20 protein-coding genes are annotated in these 17,436 nt (G+C 63.1%); 13 read left to right on the top strand and 7 right to left on the bottom strand.

What is annotated here, in order from left to right:
• Positions 1 to 12: 12 nt before the first annotated feature.
• Both Q0964_RS10340 and Q0964_RS10335 read right to left on the bottom strand, forming a co-directional pair.
• Positions 13 to 294: a WNWW family protein gene (locus tag Q0964_RS10340; protein ID WP_414652147.1), complete on the bottom strand. Its 282-nt coding sequence runs from the start codon at positions 292 to 294 to the stop codon at positions 13 to 15.
• Positions 295 to 343: 49 nt separating this feature from the next.
• Positions 344 to 2,122: an alpha/beta hydrolase family protein gene (locus tag Q0964_RS10335; protein WP_299266927.1), complete on the bottom strand. Its 1,779-nt coding sequence runs from the start codon at positions 2,120 to 2,122 to the stop codon at positions 344 to 346.
• A 185-nt stretch (positions 2,123 to 2,307) separates the two neighbouring features.
• Here Q0964_RS10335 and Q0964_RS10330 point away from each other — a divergent pair, with 185 nt between their 5' ends.
• From Q0964_RS10330 to Q0964_RS10320, 3 genes are all read left to right on the top strand, one after another.
• Positions 2,308 to 2,703 (top strand): 30S ribosomal protein S6e, encoded by a 396-nt coding sequence (locus tag Q0964_RS10330; protein WP_299266924.1) that lies wholly within the window; start codon positions 2,308 to 2,310, stop codon positions 2,701 to 2,703.
• A gap of 1 nt (position 2,704) precedes the next feature.
• The gene (locus tag Q0964_RS10325; RefSeq protein WP_299266922.1) at positions 2,705 to 3,139 is read left to right on the top strand and encodes a DUF7112 family protein; all 435 of its coding nucleotides are present in this window, start codon (positions 2,705 to 2,707) and stop codon (positions 3,137 to 3,139) included.
• A 140-nt stretch (positions 3,140 to 3,279) separates the two neighbouring features.
• The gene (locus tag Q0964_RS10320; RefSeq protein ID WP_299266920.1) at positions 3,280 to 4,149 is read left to right on the top strand and encodes a CheF family chemotaxis protein; all 870 of its coding nucleotides are present in this window, start codon (positions 3,280 to 3,282) and stop codon (positions 4,147 to 4,149) included.
• A gap of 1 nt (position 4,150) precedes the next feature.
• On the opposite strand, the gene Q0964_RS10315 is transcribed toward Q0964_RS10320, so the two are convergent.
• The 5 genes from Q0964_RS10315 to cheB all read right to left on the bottom strand — a co-directional run bounded on the left by Q0964_RS10315 (position 4,151) and on the right by cheB (position 10,276).
• Positions 4,151 to 5,017 carry a CheF family chemotaxis protein gene (locus Q0964_RS10315; RefSeq protein ID WP_299266919.1) on the bottom strand — a complete coding sequence of 289 codons (867 nt, stop codon included), beginning with the start codon at positions 5,015 to 5,017 and terminating at the stop codon, positions 4,151 to 4,153.
• A 78-nt stretch (positions 5,018 to 5,095) separates the two neighbouring features.
• Positions 5,096 to 6,343, bottom strand: a complete 1,248-nt coding sequence (locus Q0964_RS10310; RefSeq protein WP_299266917.1) for a HEAT repeat domain-containing protein — start codon at positions 6,341 to 6,343, stop codon at positions 5,096 to 5,098.
• On the bottom strand, positions 6,343 to 7,161 hold the full coding sequence (locus Q0964_RS10305) for a CheR family methyltransferase (protein ID WP_299266915.1): 819 nt from the start codon (positions 7,159 to 7,161) through the stop codon (positions 6,343 to 6,345). Before Q0964_RS10305 ends, Q0964_RS10310 begins: the two co-directional genes overlap by 1 nt.
• Before the next feature lies 1 nt (position 7,162).
• Positions 7,163 to 9,154, bottom strand: coding sequence for a chemotaxis protein CheA (cheA, locus tag Q0964_RS10300; protein WP_299266913.1), 1,992 nt, complete (start codon positions 9,152 to 9,154; stop codon positions 7,163 to 7,165).
• A gap of 3 nt (positions 9,155 to 9,157) precedes the next feature.
• Positions 9,158 to 10,276: a chemotaxis-specific protein-glutamate methyltransferase CheB gene (gene cheB / locus Q0964_RS10295; RefSeq protein ID WP_299266910.1), complete on the bottom strand. Its 1,119-nt coding sequence runs from the start codon at positions 10,274 to 10,276 to the stop codon at positions 9,158 to 9,160.
• 249 nt (positions 10,277 to 10,525) lie between these two features.
• On the opposite strand from cheB, the gene Q0964_RS10290 reads away from it, so the two are divergent.
• The 10 genes from Q0964_RS10290 to Q0964_RS10245 all read left to right on the top strand — a co-directional run bounded on the left by Q0964_RS10290 (position 10,526) and on the right by Q0964_RS10245 (position 17,237).
• Complete coding sequence (locus tag Q0964_RS10290) at positions 10,526 to 10,978, top strand: chemotaxis protein CheW (RefSeq protein WP_299266909.1); 453 nt, start codon at positions 10,526 to 10,528, stop codon at positions 10,976 to 10,978.
• A 133-nt stretch (positions 10,979 to 11,111) separates the two neighbouring features.
• Positions 11,112 to 11,837, top strand: coding sequence for an RAD55 family ATPase (locus Q0964_RS10285; protein WP_299266907.1), 726 nt, complete (start codon positions 11,112 to 11,114; stop codon positions 11,835 to 11,837).
• A 163-nt stretch (positions 11,838 to 12,000) separates the two neighbouring features.
• Positions 12,001 to 12,336 carry an ArsR/SmtB family transcription factor gene (locus Q0964_RS10280; RefSeq protein ID WP_299266905.1) on the top strand — a complete coding sequence of 112 codons (336 nt, stop codon included), beginning with the start codon at positions 12,001 to 12,003 and terminating at the stop codon, positions 12,334 to 12,336.
• A gap of 147 nt (positions 12,337 to 12,483) precedes the next feature.
• Positions 12,484 to 12,762 carry a DUF7521 family protein gene (locus Q0964_RS10275; protein ID WP_299266903.1) on the top strand — a complete coding sequence of 93 codons (279 nt, stop codon included), beginning with the start codon at positions 12,484 to 12,486 and terminating at the stop codon, positions 12,760 to 12,762.
• A 251-nt stretch (positions 12,763 to 13,013) separates the two neighbouring features.
• Positions 13,014 to 13,718 carry an archaellin/type IV pilin N-terminal domain-containing protein gene (locus Q0964_RS10270; protein WP_299266901.1) on the top strand — a complete coding sequence of 235 codons (705 nt, stop codon included), beginning with the start codon at positions 13,014 to 13,016 and terminating at the stop codon, positions 13,716 to 13,718.
• Between the two features lie 122 nt (positions 13,719 to 13,840).
• A complete protein-coding gene (locus Q0964_RS10265; protein WP_299266900.1) occupies positions 13,841 to 14,509 on the top strand; it encodes a DUF7500 family protein in 669 nt (222 codons plus the stop codon).
• A 21-nt stretch (positions 14,510 to 14,530) separates the two neighbouring features.
• On the top strand, positions 14,531 to 15,037 hold the full coding sequence (locus tag Q0964_RS10260) for a hypothetical protein (protein ID WP_299266898.1): 507 nt from the start codon (positions 14,531 to 14,533) through the stop codon (positions 15,035 to 15,037).
• Between the two features lie 116 nt (positions 15,038 to 15,153).
• Entirely contained in the window at positions 15,154 to 15,513 is a 360-nt protein-coding gene (cheY, locus tag Q0964_RS10255; RefSeq protein WP_299266896.1) for a chemotaxis protein CheY, read from the top strand.
• 3 nt (positions 15,514 to 15,516) lie between these two features.
• Positions 15,517 to 16,722, top strand: coding sequence for a chemotaxis protein CheC (locus Q0964_RS10250; protein ID WP_299266894.1), 1,206 nt, complete (start codon positions 15,517 to 15,519; stop codon positions 16,720 to 16,722).
• Positions 16,719 to 17,237, top strand: a complete 519-nt coding sequence (locus tag Q0964_RS10245) for a chemotaxis protein CheD (protein ID WP_299266892.1) — start codon at positions 16,719 to 16,721, stop codon at positions 17,235 to 17,237. Before Q0964_RS10250 ends, Q0964_RS10245 begins: the two co-directional genes overlap by 4 nt.
• Positions 17,238 to 17,436 lie beyond the last annotated feature (199 nt).

Raw genomic sequence — 17,436 nt, 5'->3', positions numbered from 1 at the left:
CGCTCGAGTCCCCTACTCCTCTACGGCGTCTGGACGGACGCGGAACCGGTTGTAGCCGCCGTGTGAGAGTTCGAGCGAGTCGAGCCACCAGTTCCACCGTTCGGCCAAGCCGTAGTCGTCAGGCGCGTCCTCGAGGTTGTCCACCACAGCGTCGACCGTCAACTCGAAGCCCAGTTCGGCCTCAATCTTCCCGGCGTCGGCGAGGTCACGAGCCTGCCGCGCCACGACGCGGCGCGACTGCTCGGGGTCCCCGAAGACCGCACCCAGTTCACGTTCCAGCGAATCTCTATCCACAGGTAAAGTCCGAACCGGACACACTTGACGCTCTCGAAGCTATCCCAGGTCAGACCGGCGCCTGCGTCGCCGTACCCGCCACGAGAAACCACGTGACCAACACGGCGTTGAGGAACGCACCTGTCCAGACCCGCCCGGTCCGGTGGTAGAAGTACGTCGAGAGGAGCGCTGCCAGGGTCAACACCGGCAGGAAGGACAGCGACACGATGGCGTACAGCGCCAGCGCCGGGGCTGCGAGCGCGTGACCCAGCACGAGCGGCACGTACTGGACGCCCACGAGCAGAACGAATCCGCCGACGACGACCGCCGCATTGGTCGCCATGGCCCGCCGGAGCGACGTACTGGCCTCCGGCGTCCGAAGACGACCGTGCAGGAGGACGCCAAGCGCCACGAAGAAGCCGCCGAACACCGGCAGATAGAGCAGGAAGGCGCCGAGGTGCCACGGCTGGAGGAGTTTCAGCGCGACGAACCAGAACCGGTAGTCGACGTTGAACAGCGTGTCCACGGCCAGAAGCGACAGGTACACCGCCCCGACGACGACCACCGCGACGCCCAGCGCACGGGCGACCCCCCCACCGTTATCACCGGTTCCTAGCCCGTACCGAGCCACCGCGTCGCCGTTGCCATCACGCCGAACGTGCCAAATACCCACGAAGGCAACTACCAGCAGCGTGTTCACGAGCGCCCAGATTGCCACGCCGTTGGTGAGCGTCTGTGGGAAGAGAGCGTTCGCCGACAGGACCTGATCGCCCAGAATCATCGCGGGGTAGTAGGTGAGCGCCGGGAGGAGCGCGGCGACGGCGGCGTTCGCGTACCACCAGCCGCTACGCTCTGTGACTGCCTCGGGCACGGTGGCCACTGCCGCCGAAAACGGGTCACGGTCGAGGAGGAGGCTTCCAGCCGGGAACACGAAGAGGACGGCCCCGAACAGGGCGAGCAGTGTCCCGAGTTCCTTCCAGTACCACACCTGGTTCGTCGGGGACAGGTCGGTCTCGGTCGGGACGGTTCGCTGGAGCCACTCGACGGAGTCGGCGACCGCTGCCGTCGAGAGATGGGTGCCGGGGTGGCTCGTCGCCGGCGTGGTCAACCTTCGGGCCGACCCCGCACCCACGCTCCCGTAGACGCGGCCCTCCTCGACCGTGTCATCGATGCCGAAGACGGCTCTGGTCTTGTCGGCGTTCAGAACTGTCGCACTGTCGGACGCGGCCGCACCCCACATCAGCCAGTGGAACTCGTCGTACTCGGCGAAGACGACGCCGACGTTCCGCGGGAAGGTCGCACTCCCGTTTGGCGCCGTCGCGTTCGGGATGGGAAAGCCCGGAATGGGCCCCGGTCCAGACCCTTGGTACACCGCCGCGTTGTACTTCTGCGGATGAACGGCCGCGGCGGCGGTGATCGCCCACCCCCCCATTGAGTGGCCGCTCAGCGCGACCGAGTCGTTTTCGACCATCGAGCGCGACTGGAGGTACGCCAGGCCGTCGGGACCGCCGAAGGCGTTGGCGAACGCCGGCGGCTCCGAGCCACCGTGGCCTGTCTGGTCAAGCGCGAGCACGACGTAGCCGCGCCTGGCGTACTCGGTCGCGAACGGCGACTGTACCTGCTTCGTGTTGACGTACCCGTGGACGGCCAGCACGCCCGGTGCGGGGCTCTCGGCACTGACGCCCTCGGGAACGTACAGATGCCCCGACATCGTCGTTCCGTTGGTCCCCTCGAACCGTACGTCCTGCACCGTCACGGAATCCCCTGCGGTGTGGCCCCAGTAGCCAAGCGCTCCGCCACCGAGCACCAGTACCAGTGACAGCACGAGGACTCCGACCCGACTCCCCATCTATACTTTCACCGTGGGACGTAGCAGGAAAGAAACCTTGAAAACTGTTTCCACTGTTCGGCAGAGACCGCGGAAACACATCGGGTGTAATAAACTAGAGACGACCTGTCGGACAGAGCGGACGAGACGTGGCCGGGTGCGTTCCGACGGGCTTTTTATTCGGCGCGGCTTCGGTCCGGGCACCAATGGCAGATTTCACTGTCGTCGTCGCGGACCCCGAGAGCGGCGACACCTACCAGATCGACGTGGACGGACAGGACGCGAACCGCTTTACCGGCCGTGACCTCGGCGAGACGGTCGATGGCGGTGCCGTCGGTCTCGACGGTTACACGCTCGAACTCACGGGCGGTTCGGACAACGCAGGCAGACCGATGCGCACCGACGTGCGCGGACCGGACCTCACGTCCCTGCTCTCGGACGGGGGCACCGGCTTCGAGCCGAGCCGTGACGGCGAACGTAAACGCGTGACCGTCCGCGGTCGCGAGATTAGCGACGACGTCCGACAGATCAACGCCAAGATTTCCGAGCGGGGCTCTACCGACGTGGCCGATCTGCTGGACGAGGGCGAGGACGACGAGTAGCGTGTCCGACCGCCTCCCGAGCGACCACGACGCCGTCGCGACCCACCGGACCAGCCTCGAACGCGTCGGCCGGACCGACCGCTCGAAAGTCCTCGTCCCGGACGAGGCGGCGGTCCCGACCGACGAAGTGGTCCGCGTCGTCGTCGACGGCCGGACCTGTCACGCTCGAGTCGAGACGAACCTGCAGGGCGCTCCCGAGATTACCGGGGCCTACGACACGCCGACGCTGGCCCGCGACCCGGGCGATGGCGAGAACCGTCTCGAAACGTGGGTTGACGACGCCGACGTGACCGTCGGCGGTTCGGTCCTGCTGGACGTGGTCACCGAGGGGTTCAAGTACGGTCTGCGTGCGCCCGGTGAGCGAACCGTTTACGAGGCCACCGAACGACCAAGCGACAGCCTCTCGTCCATCGCCGACGGCCTCGGCGAGGACTGACCGCGGACACGGCTTACCCGACGGCTCTGGATTCGACACGCGCACAAACGTTTTGACCGCTTGGGTACTGGTATGCGTAGGGAAACTCGCGCGAAACCCGCAATATTCGACCACGCGTATCTCCAGTAACTCTGTCCAGTATGTCGGAATCAGTGATCGCGGACTTCGTGGCCAAATTCAACGCCAGCGCCTCCGAGCGCACGGAACCGGCGACGGGTCGGATCCTCCTCAGCCAGAAACGACTGGTGCTGGCCACCGACGCCGGCAAGACCACGATTCCGCTGTCTTCGATTTTCGACGTGGCTGTCGGGCAAGTCCCACAGGACCTGGGGAAGTTCTTCGACTCCACAGTGACCATCGCGTTCCGGAAAGGCGACCACCGTCACGTCGCAGCCATCGAGGCCGGCGACGACAAGGTCGAGAAGTTCTCGACGGTGCTGTTCAAGGCCCTCCTCAACGGTACGACCATGACGGTCAAACACCCCGCGCGACTCGGTGGCCGGGTAACCAACGCCGCCTTCCAGCCCGCGAAACTCGTCCTCAAACCGCTGATGGTCCGGTTCAAGCGGCCCGACTCGCCGGTCACCGTGGACCTCTCGACGGTGACGAGTTTCGAGCGCAGTCAACGCGAGGTCGACGGGAAACCGCGGGAGGTGCTGTCGGTGCGACACATGCAGGACGGACAGGCGATGACCTCGCTGGCCGCCATCGACTCCGGACGGAAAATGGGCATCCTCGGCCGGTATCTGCGACTGGAGTACAGCGACATCGTCGCCGACCTCGAGGATATCTCTCTGTCCGGAGACGAGACGGAACTGCTGGTCGCGGTCTACTCGACCGGCCCCGGTGTCTCGCTGGCCAACGTCGTCGACGTGGAGCCCAGCCAGGTCGAGATGCTGCTCGGTGGCCTCCGTGAAAAGGGGCTGCTCGCCGACGGACAGGCTGAGACGGAGCTCACGGCCAAAGGCCGAATCGTCGTCAGCGACAAAGTCGAAGACGTGAACCAGTGAGCTAGCGGTCGTCCATCACGTCGCTGGCGATGTGCCGACCGCGGGCTTTCAGCCGCACCTCCTTCCGAATCCGGACTTCCTCCAGAATCTCGAGTTCGATCAACCGGTCGTACACATCCTCGACTTTTTCGACGTCCATCCCGACGAAATTGGGAATCTCGAACGGCGAGACGCCCGAGTAAAGCGCCATCAACACCTCGTGTTCTCGTTCGCTGAGATCGGCGTTGACCTCCGCACGCTGTTCTCCTTCCCGAAGCAGACTCCGGAGAAAGACGGTGTGCCGCCGTGTCCCGGAGATGTGGGTCTGGACACTCATCCCCTCGTCCTCTGTGTGTTCGACCTCTAAAACGAGGCGTTCGTCGTCCATGACCGTACGATTGCCTTCGTCGACGCCGCCGATATCGTCGAGTGGAATCTCGACGAACTGACCGTCGGAGATAGCGAGTTCGACACACTCGTCCCCGATTTTGAGCCGCCCTTTCTTCCACTGTGTGTCCTGCACGACACCGCCTTCGACCGCGGGGTGTTTCGCGAGGATGACCTGCTGGTTGAGCAGGGCGCCGTAGAGCTTGTTTTTGAACACCTCGGTGTCGTTTGGGGCGACCAGCGTCACGTTCTTACCGACCTGTAGGGAGATGTACCCCGACACCCGGGCGATGGTCTGGTTGACGTCGACCCGTCCTTTCAGACCGTCGACGCTCGAGAGCGGAATGGTCCGCTTGCCGTCGTTGCTGACGAGCACGATCCGCTTGTTCGAGAGGATGATGCGACCGCTCTGCCACTCGATATCGTTGAGTTTCCGCCCGTCTTTGACGACCCGTGCGAACTTCCCTTGGTCGTCACCTAGCTTCTGTTCACCCTCGCTCATGCGTCGTGCTGTGTCTACCTGATTTTTCGCTCTCGGCGTGCATTAACCTTCCTGCCGTACGAACTGCCGATACGCGACTCACTGGGCCCCTCGCCCGCCGAGCTTCGAGATGGCCGAGAAGGCCTTCTTCCTGAGTTGTTCGCTCTCGGTCTGGTCGATGAGGTCGTCGAGGCGTTTGCGTGTGCGCTCGCCGCCGACCTTCCCGAGCGTGAACACCGCCTGTGCGCGGACGTCTTCGGCGTAATCTGTGTCGTCGAGCACGTCGAGCAGGCGGCTCTCGACCTGCTGGCCGCCGATCTCGACGAGGCTCGTGGACGCGAACTGGGCGGTCATCTGGTCGTCGTCCTCCAAGGTCCCGATCAGCGCCTCGACGATCCGGCCGTAGCCGGCGCTCTCCTGGTCGGCGACCCGGCCAAGGAGCCAGGCGGTGTTGCGCCGCTGGCGGTTCTGGGTACTCTCCTCGAGGATGTCGATCATCGGGACGAGGACGCTCTGGTCGTCGGTCCGGTTGAGCTGCTCGACGACGGTCTCGCGAATCTCGTGGCTCTGGTCGGTCGGGACGTTCGAGAGGAGTTCGATGATCGAGTACACCGCCGTCCGTCGGACCGAGGCGTCGTCGTCGCCCAGCGCGCCAACCAGCCCCTTGACCGGGCGGGCGTTTCCAAAGTTACCCATGGCCCCGACGGCGATCCGCCGGATGGGCGCACGCTCGTCCTCGAACATCTCCAGCAGTGCGGTCAGCGCCTGTCGGTTCCCGATTGCACCCAGCGCTTCGGCAGCCTCGCGACGCACCTCGGCTCTCGGGTCCGAGAGTCGGTCGACCAGGGCGTCGGTCGCCCGGGCGTCCTCCAGGCGGCCACAGGCGCGAGCGACTCGGGCCCTGACGCGGGGGGCCGAGTCGTCCAGCGCCTCCAACAACTCCGGCAGCACGTCCGTTTTCCCGAGCTCGCCCAGCGCGTTAGCGGCGGCCATCCGAAGTTCGGGTACGTCGGCCGACAGCGCCTTCGAGAACGCTTTGGCCTTCGCCCAGTCGGCCTGTTGTTCCTCACCCAGGTCCAGACCGGCCATATCCGCGATCAGCTCCTCAATCGCGGCGGTCCCCCGCTGATTGAGAGCGTCGATGGCGGCGGCGGTCACGTCGTCGTCGTCGGCGGACTGGGCCAGGTCCACGAGCGGCGTCACCACGTCGTGGCCCATCACCGTCTCCTCGTCGAAATCGCCGAGAATCCCCGCGGCCCGGGCCTTCAAATCGGAGTTGTCACTGGTCCGGAGGACCGATTTCAGCTCTTCGACCTCGCCTTCGCGTTCGAGTTGGTAGAGCGACATTATCCCTTGCGGTAGATACGGTGGCGCTTGTCGAACGGCTCGAAGGTGTCGCGGCACTCGTGGGGAAGCGTCTCCGTCATCCCGATGACGAGGTAGCCGTTGTCACGAAGCGACCCGTCGATGGTGTCGAAGATGGGCACTTTGTACTCCGAATCGATGTATATCAACAGGTTCCGACAGAGGACCAGGTCGAAGTCGCGCTTGGTGTCGCCCCGGATCAGGTCGTGGTTCTCGAACTCGACGAGGCCTTTCACCCGGTCTTTCACCTGGAACCGGTCGCCGTCCTGCTCGACGTACCCCGTCGAATCGTCGAGCGGGGACAGTTCCTCGCCGATATCGGTCGTCTGCGAGGTTTCGTAGACACCCCGGCGCGCTACGCTTAACGAGTCGTCGCTGATGTCGGTGCCGAGAATCGAGAGCCGGCGCGTATCGATGTCCGGGTCGTCGAGGGCGACCATCGCCAGCGAGTACGGTTCGCGGCCGTCGGCACACGGCGCGCTCCAGACTCTGACCGACCGGCGTTCGTCGGTCAGTCGCACCAGCACCTCACGGATGCCGCTCCAGGCCTCGGGGTTACGGAAGAAGCCGGTGACGTTGATAGACAGCGAGTCGAGCAGTCGGTCCTGTTCGCCGTCGTCGTCGGTCAACTGACTCCGGTACTCGCCGTAACTGTCGGCGCCGGTCCGGCGCATCCTGGCGGTGATCCGCCGGTCGAGATAAGCGTCGTTGTAGAACCCGGTCTCGAACCCGACCTCGCGCTGGACGTACCCGAGCAGGTCGTCGAACGCCTCGCGGGACTCCTGTCTACTGTCAGTCATCTTATAGCGTCACCACGTCGAGGATGTGGACGATATTACCGTCGCCCAGTACTGCCGTTCCCGAGAGACCGGGCGTCCCGCTGAGGATGCCTTCCAGAGGTTTGACGACGACCTCCTCCTGCTGGGTAACGGCGTCGCATTTCAGCGCGACCTGTCGCTCGGACTCGCGGATGCGAACCAGCATGCCGTCGCCGTTGGTCTTTGCGTCCGGCACCTCGAAGGCGTCGGCGATGTCGACGATGGGGTAGATGTCGTCGTCGTGTTCGATGACCTGCTCACCGTTGACGACTTTCGTCCCGTTCATCTGGCTGATTTCGTCGATATTCTTGATCGGGACGCCGTACTGTTCGTCGCCGACCTGCACGAACAGGACTTTGACGATGGCCATCGTCACGGGTAGGCGCAGGGAGACGGTAGTCCCCTCGCCGGGTTCGGAATCGACGCTGACCGACCCGTCGAGCTGCGTGACGGTGTCGTGAACAACGTCCATCCCGACGCCGCGGCCGCTGGTGTCCGTGACCTCCTCTTTCGTCGAGAGACCGGGGTGGAACGACAGGTCGTATATCTCCCCCTTCTCCATCCGGTCGAGTTCCTCCTCGGTCCGGACCTCGTTTTTTATTGCCTCTCTCCGGATCTCGTCGACGTCCAGTCCGGCACCGTCGTCCTCGACGTCGATGATAACGTGGTCGCGCTCACGGGTCGCGCGGAGTTCGACCGTTCCTTCGCGAGGCTTGCCTTTCCGCTCACGCTGTTCGGGGGGTTCGATTCCGTGGTCGACCGAGTTGCGGAGGATGTGCATCAGCGGGTCGGAGATCTCGGTGAGGATCGTCCGGTCGAGTTCGATTTCTTCGCCCTCGATACGGAAGTCCACCTCTTTGTCGAGTTCTCGCGCCAGGTCCCGGACGAGCCGCGGGAACTTGCCCACGACTTTCTTCAGAGGGATCAGGCGCATGTCCATCACGGTGTTCTGGAGGTTGGCACTGATCTTGTCCAGTTCGTTGAGGTTCTCCCTCGCGGCGTCCATGTTGCTGTCGGCGACCGCCCGGCGGAGTTTGATCCGACTCGTCACGAGCTGTTCGACCTGCCCGTGGAGTTCGTCGAGACGGTCTACGTCCACCCGGACGGATTTGATCTCGTCGACCGAGGAGTCCGCCGACGCCGCCGTCGCACCGTTCTCGTCGCCGCCGTCGTCGGTCGTGAGCCCGTCGACCGTCTCGACGGCGAAGTCGTCGATCTTGGAGACGGTGCCGAGGCTTCCCCGCAGCACGTCCGGGTCGGGGGCGTCGACGAGCAGGTCGAACCCGCCGTCGTACTCGCCGTTCTCGATGTTCGCGCGAGCTGGTTCCGCGGCCAGCAACCCGAAGGTGTCGGCGACGGCTTCGACGGCGAGCATCCCGTCGACACCGAGCATATTACTCTCGCCGATCTCGACGCGAACCTGGTAGGCCTCGTCTTCGTCGACGCCCGCGTCCGCGAACACCGACGTGTCGACCGTGACGGCCGATTCGCCGTCGGCCGTGTCTCCACTCGTATCGCCGGCGTCGCCCTCGGCTGTGCCGTCGCTCGCTTCCGCGGCACCGTCGGCGCGCTGGCTCTCGTCGCTGGCCGCGTCGGGGCCGTCTTCGAGGACGCCCCGAATCTCCGTGACCATCTCGTCGGTCTCGGCCGTGGACTCGCCGTGCTCTTCGATCTCGCCGACGATGACCTCGATCTGGTCGACGCCCGCGAAGATCATGTCCATCACTTCCGGGGTGACCTCCATGCTGCCTTCCCGCATCTCGTCGAGGAGGTCCTCGATGGCGTGGGCGAGGTCGCTGGCGTCCTCGAAGCCCATCGCGCCGAAGTTACCCTTCAGCGTGTGGGCCGTCCGGAAGATCGACTCCATCGCCTGCTCGTCCTCCGGATTGGACTCCATGGCGAGCAGCGAGTTGTTCAGTTCGGTGATCGCTTCTTCGCTTTCGCGGATAAACGCGTCGAGATACTGGTCATCCATGATTCAAGCCTCCGTAAGCGCGTCGAGTACGGCGTCGGTGATCGACTCCAGTGCGAGTTCGTCGTCGACGACGCCGGTTTCGACGGCCCGTTTCGGCATACCGTACACCGCCGAACTCGCCTCGTTCTGAGCAACCACGTGGCCGCCCGCTCGCGCGACAGCGCGGACGCCGTCGGCACCGTCGGTCCCCATACCGGTCAGGATGACCGCGACCATCGGGTCCGCGATGCAGTCGGCGGCGGTGCGCATCGTCACGTCGACGGCCGGACGGACACTGTTCTCCGGTGGCGCCTCCGTGAGCGACACGCGGAGTCGCCCGCGTGCGTAGTTCGTCACCGTCATGTGCCTGCCGCCGGCGGCGACGAGCGCCTCGCCGCCGCCGATGCGTGCCCCGTCGGTCGCCTCCTGCACGTCGTAGTCGCTGCGCGCGTCGAGGCGCTCGGCGAACCGACCCGTGAAGCCGTTTGGCATGTGCTGAACGATCAGCACACGCAGGTCCGCGTCGAGGGGCAACTCGGCCATGATACGCTCGACGACCGTCGGGCCGCCCGTCGAAGACCCGAGCAACAGCGTCGGGTTGTCCACGTAGCTCCCTGCGGGCCCGGTGACGGCCCCAGCCTCGGACCCGCCGGAGCCCGCCGCCGCGGGTTCAGCGGCCTCTACGGCCTCGGTGTAGGCCTCTTGTGGTGTGGTCGCGCCGGTACCCGGGCTGACGCTCACGTCGACCTCGGCGACCGACTGTACCATCTCGACCAGCTGGTCTTTGAGGCGGGACATCTCCATCGACACCTCGCCGCCGGGTTTGGTGAAGAAGTCGACCGCACCCTTCTCCAACGCCTCGAAGGTCACGTCGGCGTTCTCGTCGGTGTGGGCCGACAGCATGAGGACGGGTGTCGGGGCCGTGGCCATGATCTCTTCGACGGCCTCGATGCCGTTCATCTCGGGCATCTCCACGTCCATCGTCACGACGTCTGGTTCGTGCTCGCGGACAGCTCTGACAGCTTCGCGGCCGTTCCGTGCCTCCCCGACCACCTCGACGCCGGCCTCTCCGAGCATGTCGGAGATGACACTTCGCATAAAATGGGAGTCGTCGGTAACGACGGCCCGGGTCGCCTGAGCCATTCAGCTCCCTCCACGGGAGCCGGACAGCCGGCCGCGGCGCGGGTCGACGTCGCCGACGGTCACCGGTGTGTGCGAGAGACGGTCCGTCCGAGTCGGGCGTTTCGGCATCCGTATGTTCTGTTCGAGAGATACCCGTGAGCGAGCAATAAAGACACCGCCCCCGTAATCAAATGTGATAGTCTAAGGGGCAGTCTTAAGTCCGAATCCGCGCTGGTAGAGAGCAGACCGGCTCTGACGGTCGGATTTACCATGTCACAGGCCACACCGACGGACACCGCCGAGGCGACCGGGCAGGTACTGGAGTTCAAACTCGGCCCGGAGACGTACTGCGTCGACATCGACTACGTAACCGAGATCGTCGACGTGGGTGAGTTGACTGGCCTCCCGAACGCACCCGACTACATACGTGGCGTGATGGACCTGCGGGGGCGAACGACGGCTATCGTCGACCCGAAGACGGTCTTCGACATCGACGGGGCCGACGCCGACGCTCAGCGCATCATCGTGTTCGACCCGGAAATCATCGCCGACCGAAAGGCCGCCGGGTGGCTCGTTGACGAGGTCCACCAAGTCGTCACACTCGACCCCGACACTATCGAAGCGGCGCCCGACAGCGGACGCGAAGCGGTTCGAGGCGTCGTCAACCACGACGACGAGGAAGGGTTCGTCATCTGGGTCGATCCTCAAGCCGTCCACATGTAACTGTCCCGCAGACAGCAGAGACGCCCCCAGTTCACGTCTGTCCGCCGTTCGCGGCCAGTTGGAGAGGACACTTTTTCAACGCGGACGGCACACCCTTTTTTTATTCGCGGCGTGTACGTGTCTCTAACAGAGCATGATCGAGTTAACAAAGACGGGGATCGACGGACTCGACCAGATCCTCAACGGTGGGATTATAAAAAATTCGACGACACTCGTAAGCGGCAATCCAGGGGCTGGGAAGTCAATTCTGGGGCTGCAGTACATCTACAACGGCGTCGAGATGTTCGACGAGAAAGGGATCTACCTCTCGTTCGAGGAAAACGAGAAAGACATCCGCGAGGCCGCCGAGTCCATCGGCTTCGAGAACTGGGACGAATACGTCGAGAGTGGCGATATCAAAGTGTTCGACAAGCAGGTTCTGCTCCGGGAGAACGACTTCACCTCCTCGCTCGATCTGTTGCTCGATGACATTCAGGACGAGGAGTACCAGCGGATGGTGCTCGACTCGCTGACGATGTTTCAGCTGTTTTTCGAGAACGAACAGGAAAAACGGACCTACCTGCTGAAGTTCACCGACATCCTCCGGAAAAACGATCTGACGACGCTGATGACCAACGAGCAGGGTGCGGTGTTCCCGGACACAGACATCGGCCTGGAGAACTACCTCACCGACGGAAACATCTATCTGATACAGACTCCGACCGAGTCCGGCGTCAACCGCTACGTCTGGGTGGCGAAGATGCGCAAACAGGACATCGAGACCGACATCTTCCCGATGGAGATCGAACACGGTGGCATCACGATCCACCAGAACGCCAGCGCGTTCTCGATGATGAGCGAGGACGAATCGCCGATCTGAGCCGCTCTAACTATCGTTATTGGGTTCGATAACGAGTGTAACCGGCTCCTGCATGGTTACGAATATCTGAAATCCGCGGCCACGGTTCCGGTCTTGGTCTCGTTTCGACGTCTTGTTTGACCCGTCAATTTTATTATCGGGTAAATTCATTATCTGATAATCAATGCCACCTGCTGAGATTCTACGAACGCTTGGAAACAAGTACAGCGCCGAGATTCTGGAGGCGACCGACGAGCCTCAGTCGGCACAGGGGTTGAGTGAGGAACTCGACATCCCGATCGCCACCTGTTACCGTCGGATCGACGAGTTGACCGAGCACGACCTGCTCGAACTCCACGACAACATCCTCTCAGACGACCGCCGGCGGATCAAGGTTTACCGCCGGAACGTCGACGAGATCACCGTCGACTTCTCGGAGGAGCTGTCCGTGGCCGTCGAGGAGCGGTCGGAAGTCACGAACAAACTCGACGAAGCCTGGCGGACACTCTCAGAAAGCTAACTTCGGCACTGGCCCGCTGATCGAAACAGGAACCGTCGTAGTCCCTCGGTTTTCGGCCGTCTGTAACGGGTAGTTATCAGCACAGATATTTTCAAGGGTGGATTTAAGACACGCGTCGGCTTTCGTCTATCGTAGAGACAGATTGTGATGACAGTAGAAATTCTCTATGCCGCCACCACCCTGGTCTTCGTCGTGGCCGGGTTGACGATGGTCGGCATGGCCATACGCGCGTACGTACAGACGTCTCGGCAGGCAATGCTTCACCTCTCGCTCGGCTTCTCGTTGGCCGTCGCCGGTGCTGCAGCGACGATGATCAGCGCGTTCATCAACGACTTCTCCGGCACGCGCTGGTTGCTGCTGGTCAACAGCGGGCTGACGACCTTCGGATACCTGTTCGTCATGTACAGTCTCGTCACGTACGAGTGAACGGAAACCCCAGCACCCTCCAGCCGACGAACCCGGGGACAGCGCGGTTGTTATCATCGATAAAACTGCGACCCCAGCTCAATTATCATCTCCAAATCTCCCAGAATGGGGTTACAAATCTTTGTAATCGCGACCTAATCGTTTGTTTTCAAACTCGATAATTGGCAGGCCAGGTTTATTACCAGCAATTGATTTTCTTGGTATAGAGTCCGGGTCGGCCGTGACGGTCGCTCGGGCACAGGTAACAAACCATGTTCGAGATATTCAGCAAAGACGAAGACAAGGGTCAGGTCGGTATCGGGACCCTCATCGTGTTCATCGCGATGGTGCTCGTCGCGGCGATCGCGGCGGGTGTCCTGATCAACACGGCCGGCTTCCTGCAGAGTCAGTCAGAAGAGACCGGTGAACAGAGCAGTCAACAGGTCACGAACCGACTGGACATCGTGTCGAAAACTGGAGTGAAGACGACTGGAAGCGGCATCGACCCCGGCTCCGGAACCACCTACGGGACAGTGGACTCCGGTTCGGACAAACTCGGCACGGTGTCGTTGATCGTGACGAAAGCCCCCGGCGCGCAAGACATTGACCTACAGGACGTGACGGTCCAGTTCGTCACCGATGGTGGTACCTTCGACCTCGTCTCCGAGCAAGCCGCCAAAGACGGCAGCGGGAACAACGACGGTTACTTTGCTATTAATCCGATCAAAGATGCGGACGGCTCCGCGACGGTCGTCAATAGTCCCGACGATCGGATGGAACTGTTCGTGAGCCTCAGCGACTCGAGTGCCAGCGCCCCCAATGCCAACAGCCCGAGTAGTGCACCCACTGCAGAACCGAGTCTCCTCGAAGAAGGTGACACCGTCACCCTCGCGATTGCGACTGAGGACAGTTCGTCCTCGACGGTGCGGCTCACTGTGCCCCAGTCACTGAGTGGGCAGACGGCCGCCACGCTGTAATTCCAGCCGCGTTCTTTTCGTTTTCTTCACACCGCCGAGTGCCAACTCCGCACTCGCCCGGGCAGGGCGACCGCCCGACACCACCGACGCAGTTATTGCTCTCGGCCTCGATGTACCCTACTATGCCTCCGGGCCCAGACGAGAAGCCGACCGGCGGCGACCCCGAAGAGGGACCGGTTCTCTCGCCCGAGGAACTGGACATCGGCGAGGACGAACACGTCAGGGAACTCGACGACGGTCGTTACGTGGTGTCGGCGAACGACCCAATCGCCGACACCGGATCCGGGCCGACCGGGCAGATCGAAGGCTCGACGACCGACGACCGGCCCGCACCGTCTGAACCCGAACCCGACCCGGAACCGACCGGTGCACCGGCAGCGCCCGACCACAACCCCGACCCGGGCCCGGAAACGGAACCCAAACCCGACCCGGAACCCGACTTCACCGCCCACTCCGTCCACGAGTGGCTCACCCGGGACCTCGAAGCGTCGAACTCCCGGTACGGGTTCGACATCACCGCCGCGTTCGACGGCGGGGTCTCCCAGCAACGGATGGTCTCGAACGACGTCGTCACAATCTTCGAGAACCTCGTTATGTGGTACGCCCAGCAGATCGACCGGAACACGCCCGTCGAGGAGGTCCTCGGCATCCTCCTGATGGAGGCGAACGTCCCCGTTCGCTACCCACCCGACGCCATCGTCCGGACGCTCAAATCGACCGACCTCTCGCCGGACGACTCCATCGAAGACCTCCTCGACGCCGTCCGCGAGGACGAGGGCCTCGAACTGTGACGACACCGGCTCCGGCGACGCATGGGTGAGGGCTCGCTACCGTCGGTCCAGCAGTTCCAGGTGGTGACTGTGGCCGTCGTCCTCGCCATCCTCGTTCTGTCCGGCCCGCTCGTCGGCGTTGTAGACCTGACCCCCGAGACACGCAGCGCGGCACAGCTCGGAGGCGGGACCGCGAACGTGAGCGTCGTGGACGACCCAACGGCCGACCTCGCGATAACCCCCGGCCGGTTCGGGACGAACGTCTCGTACCTTCGAGTTCCGCCGGCCGTCGTCGACGTCGACCGCGTCGAAGGGCGACCCCGACTCCTCTACCTCGTTCAGGCGCCACGCCTCGACTTCGAACGGTCGGTGGCCGAGCCTCTGAACGGGACCGTCGACGGCCGTGTCGCCGTCCGGATGGACGACCGCGCCTTCGAGCGCGCGAGCGTGCCGAACGACAGCTACGTCGTGACCGTCACCGTCCGGGTCCAGAGCTTCGACGGGACCAGAACCGTCTACCAACGGAACGCGACCGTCCCGGTCCAGTGAACCCTCTGGCATCTGCAGATCTGATAAACTATCACGTCTCAATGCGTTTCTCGTATTCAAACGCGATAATCTGATAGAAGGGTTTATTTGGATATTCACGGTACGAAACGGTAACCATGTCAGAGGTACTGATCGCGGACGACTCGGAGTTCATGCGGAACCTGTTGCGGGAGATCCTGGAGGAAGACCACCGGATCGTCGGCGAGGTCGAGAACGGCGTCGAAGCAGTCGAAGTGTACAAAGAACAGCGGCCGGATCTGGTCATGATGGACATCGTGATGCCCATCCGTGACGGAATCGAGGCGACCGACGAGATAAAAAACGGTGATCCGGAAGCGACGGTCATCATGTGTACCAGCGTCGGGCAGGAGGAGAAGATGAAAGAGGCGGTCAAAGCCGGCGCGGACGGATATATAACCAAACCGTTCCAGAAACCCAGTGTCATCGAGGCAATCGAGGACGCAGTCGGGGCATAGGCGATGGAAGTCGACATTCAGTCGCTCGAGACATTCAACCAGCTCGCCTCCGAGGGAGCCCAGCAGGCGACGGCGATGTTGGCTCAGATGACCGGTATCCAGGCCGAAGTGGAGGTTACCAAGATCACTCTCATGGACCGGGCCGACGTCGGCGAGGAACTCGCTGGGCAGGCGTTCGTCGGGATCGGTTTCGACCTCGAAGGCGCGCTGGTCGGCGACACGACTCTGGTCTTCGAGGAGGCCTGTACCGGCCCCATCGTCGAGGCGCTCCCTGGTGGTGCGGCCGGCGAGGAGATGGTCGAGTCCAGCGTCAAGGAGATCGGCAACATCATGATGAGTGGGTTCATCGACGGGTGGGCCGACTTCCTCCGGACGACAATCGAACACTCGCCGCCGCGGTACGTCGAGGCGACCGGCGCGGACGTGTTTCCGGCCGCGAACGACCCGAACGAGCAGGTGTTCGTGTTCAAAAGCCACATCCAGTGGCCCGGTGAGGACCTGAGCTTCTACATCTACATGCTGCCGGCCTACGACCGGCTCACCGAGTTGATGGCCGACAGCGGGACCGGCGACGATGCCGTTCCGGTCGACAAACTCTCGGTGTTCAACGAGATGACCAAGCAGGGGACCGCGACGGCGGCGGACAACGTCACACAGATGACCGGAATCGAGACCGACGCGGAGGTGACACAGATCAGTTTCGCGCCGATCGAGGACGTGCCGAAACAGGTCGATAACAAGTCCTACGTCGGGACCGCCGTCGAGTTCTCCGGGACGCCGAGTGGCTACCTGATGATCCTCTTCGACGAGACGTCCGCAATGAACGTCGCAGAGGCACTGATGCCGATGGAGCCCGACGGCGAGGGCTTCACAGATATGCACGAGAGCGCTATCGAGGAGATGGGAAACATCATGACGAGTGGGTTCATCGACGGGTGGGCGAACGTCCTCGAAACGTCCGTCGATCACACACCACCCCGGGTCGTTCACGATATGGGCCGGGCGATCATCGACCCGCTGGCAGCCCAGGTCGGTCAACAACAGGAACACGCATTCATCATCGAGTCCCGCATGCAGACGGCCGACCTCGAGTTCGGCTGTGAGATTCACGCACTCCCCGACGACGCGGAGCTGCGGCAGGCACTCGGCGACCTGGACGTCACGCGGAAAGACCAAACCGAGCCGGACGTCGAGACGATCTTCGAATGAAAGTATACGACAGCGGCAAGGGCACGATGGGCAGTCCCGAACAGGAGCGGGTCAAGGTCGGCATCGCGGAGTACGAGGTGACGACTAGCGACGCGACGCTGACGACCAGCGGACTGGGCTCCTGTCTCGGCATCGCGCTGTACGACGCCGAGGCCGGCGTCGCCGGACTCGTCCACGTGATGCTCCCTTCCGCCGCCGACGTCGAGGACCCGAACACCGCCAAGTACGCCGACACCGGCATCGAGACGCTCCTGCTGGAAATGGAGCGGTCGGGCGCCGAGCGCGGTCGCGTCCGTGCGAAAGTCGCTGGTGGGAGCGACATGCTCGACTTCTCGGAAAACGGGTCCGGAATCGGCGTCCGGAACATGCAGCAGGTCGAGTCGACTCTCGACGACCTCGGCGTCCCCCTCGTCAGCGACGACGTCGGCGGCGACCACGGCCGCTCGCTCCGCCTCGACGGCGCATCCGGCGACCTCACAGTCAAGAGCGCCAACAAAGGAAGCAAGACGATCTGAGTTACTGGGAGCAATTAAACGAGCTACGTTTCTACCGTTGATAATATATTCCCTCGTAGCCGGAACGACTTCTATCGACTGGAGCTGACTCTGAAACGCGAAACTGCCCAATTCTGCCGAAATCTCCACCTGAAGCGTCTGACGAGTATCAGTCGTGATACTATAAGCGACAGGTTGAAAACTGTAAAGGGTGAATGTA

Origin of the sequence: Halorientalis sp. (assembly GCF_028275115.1) — an archaeon.
GTDB lineage: Archaea > Halobacteriota > Halobacteria > Halobacteriales > Haloarculaceae > Halorientalis.
Note: the sequence above shows the minus strand (reverse complement) of the source record. Positions and strands in the feature narration are given on the sequence as shown.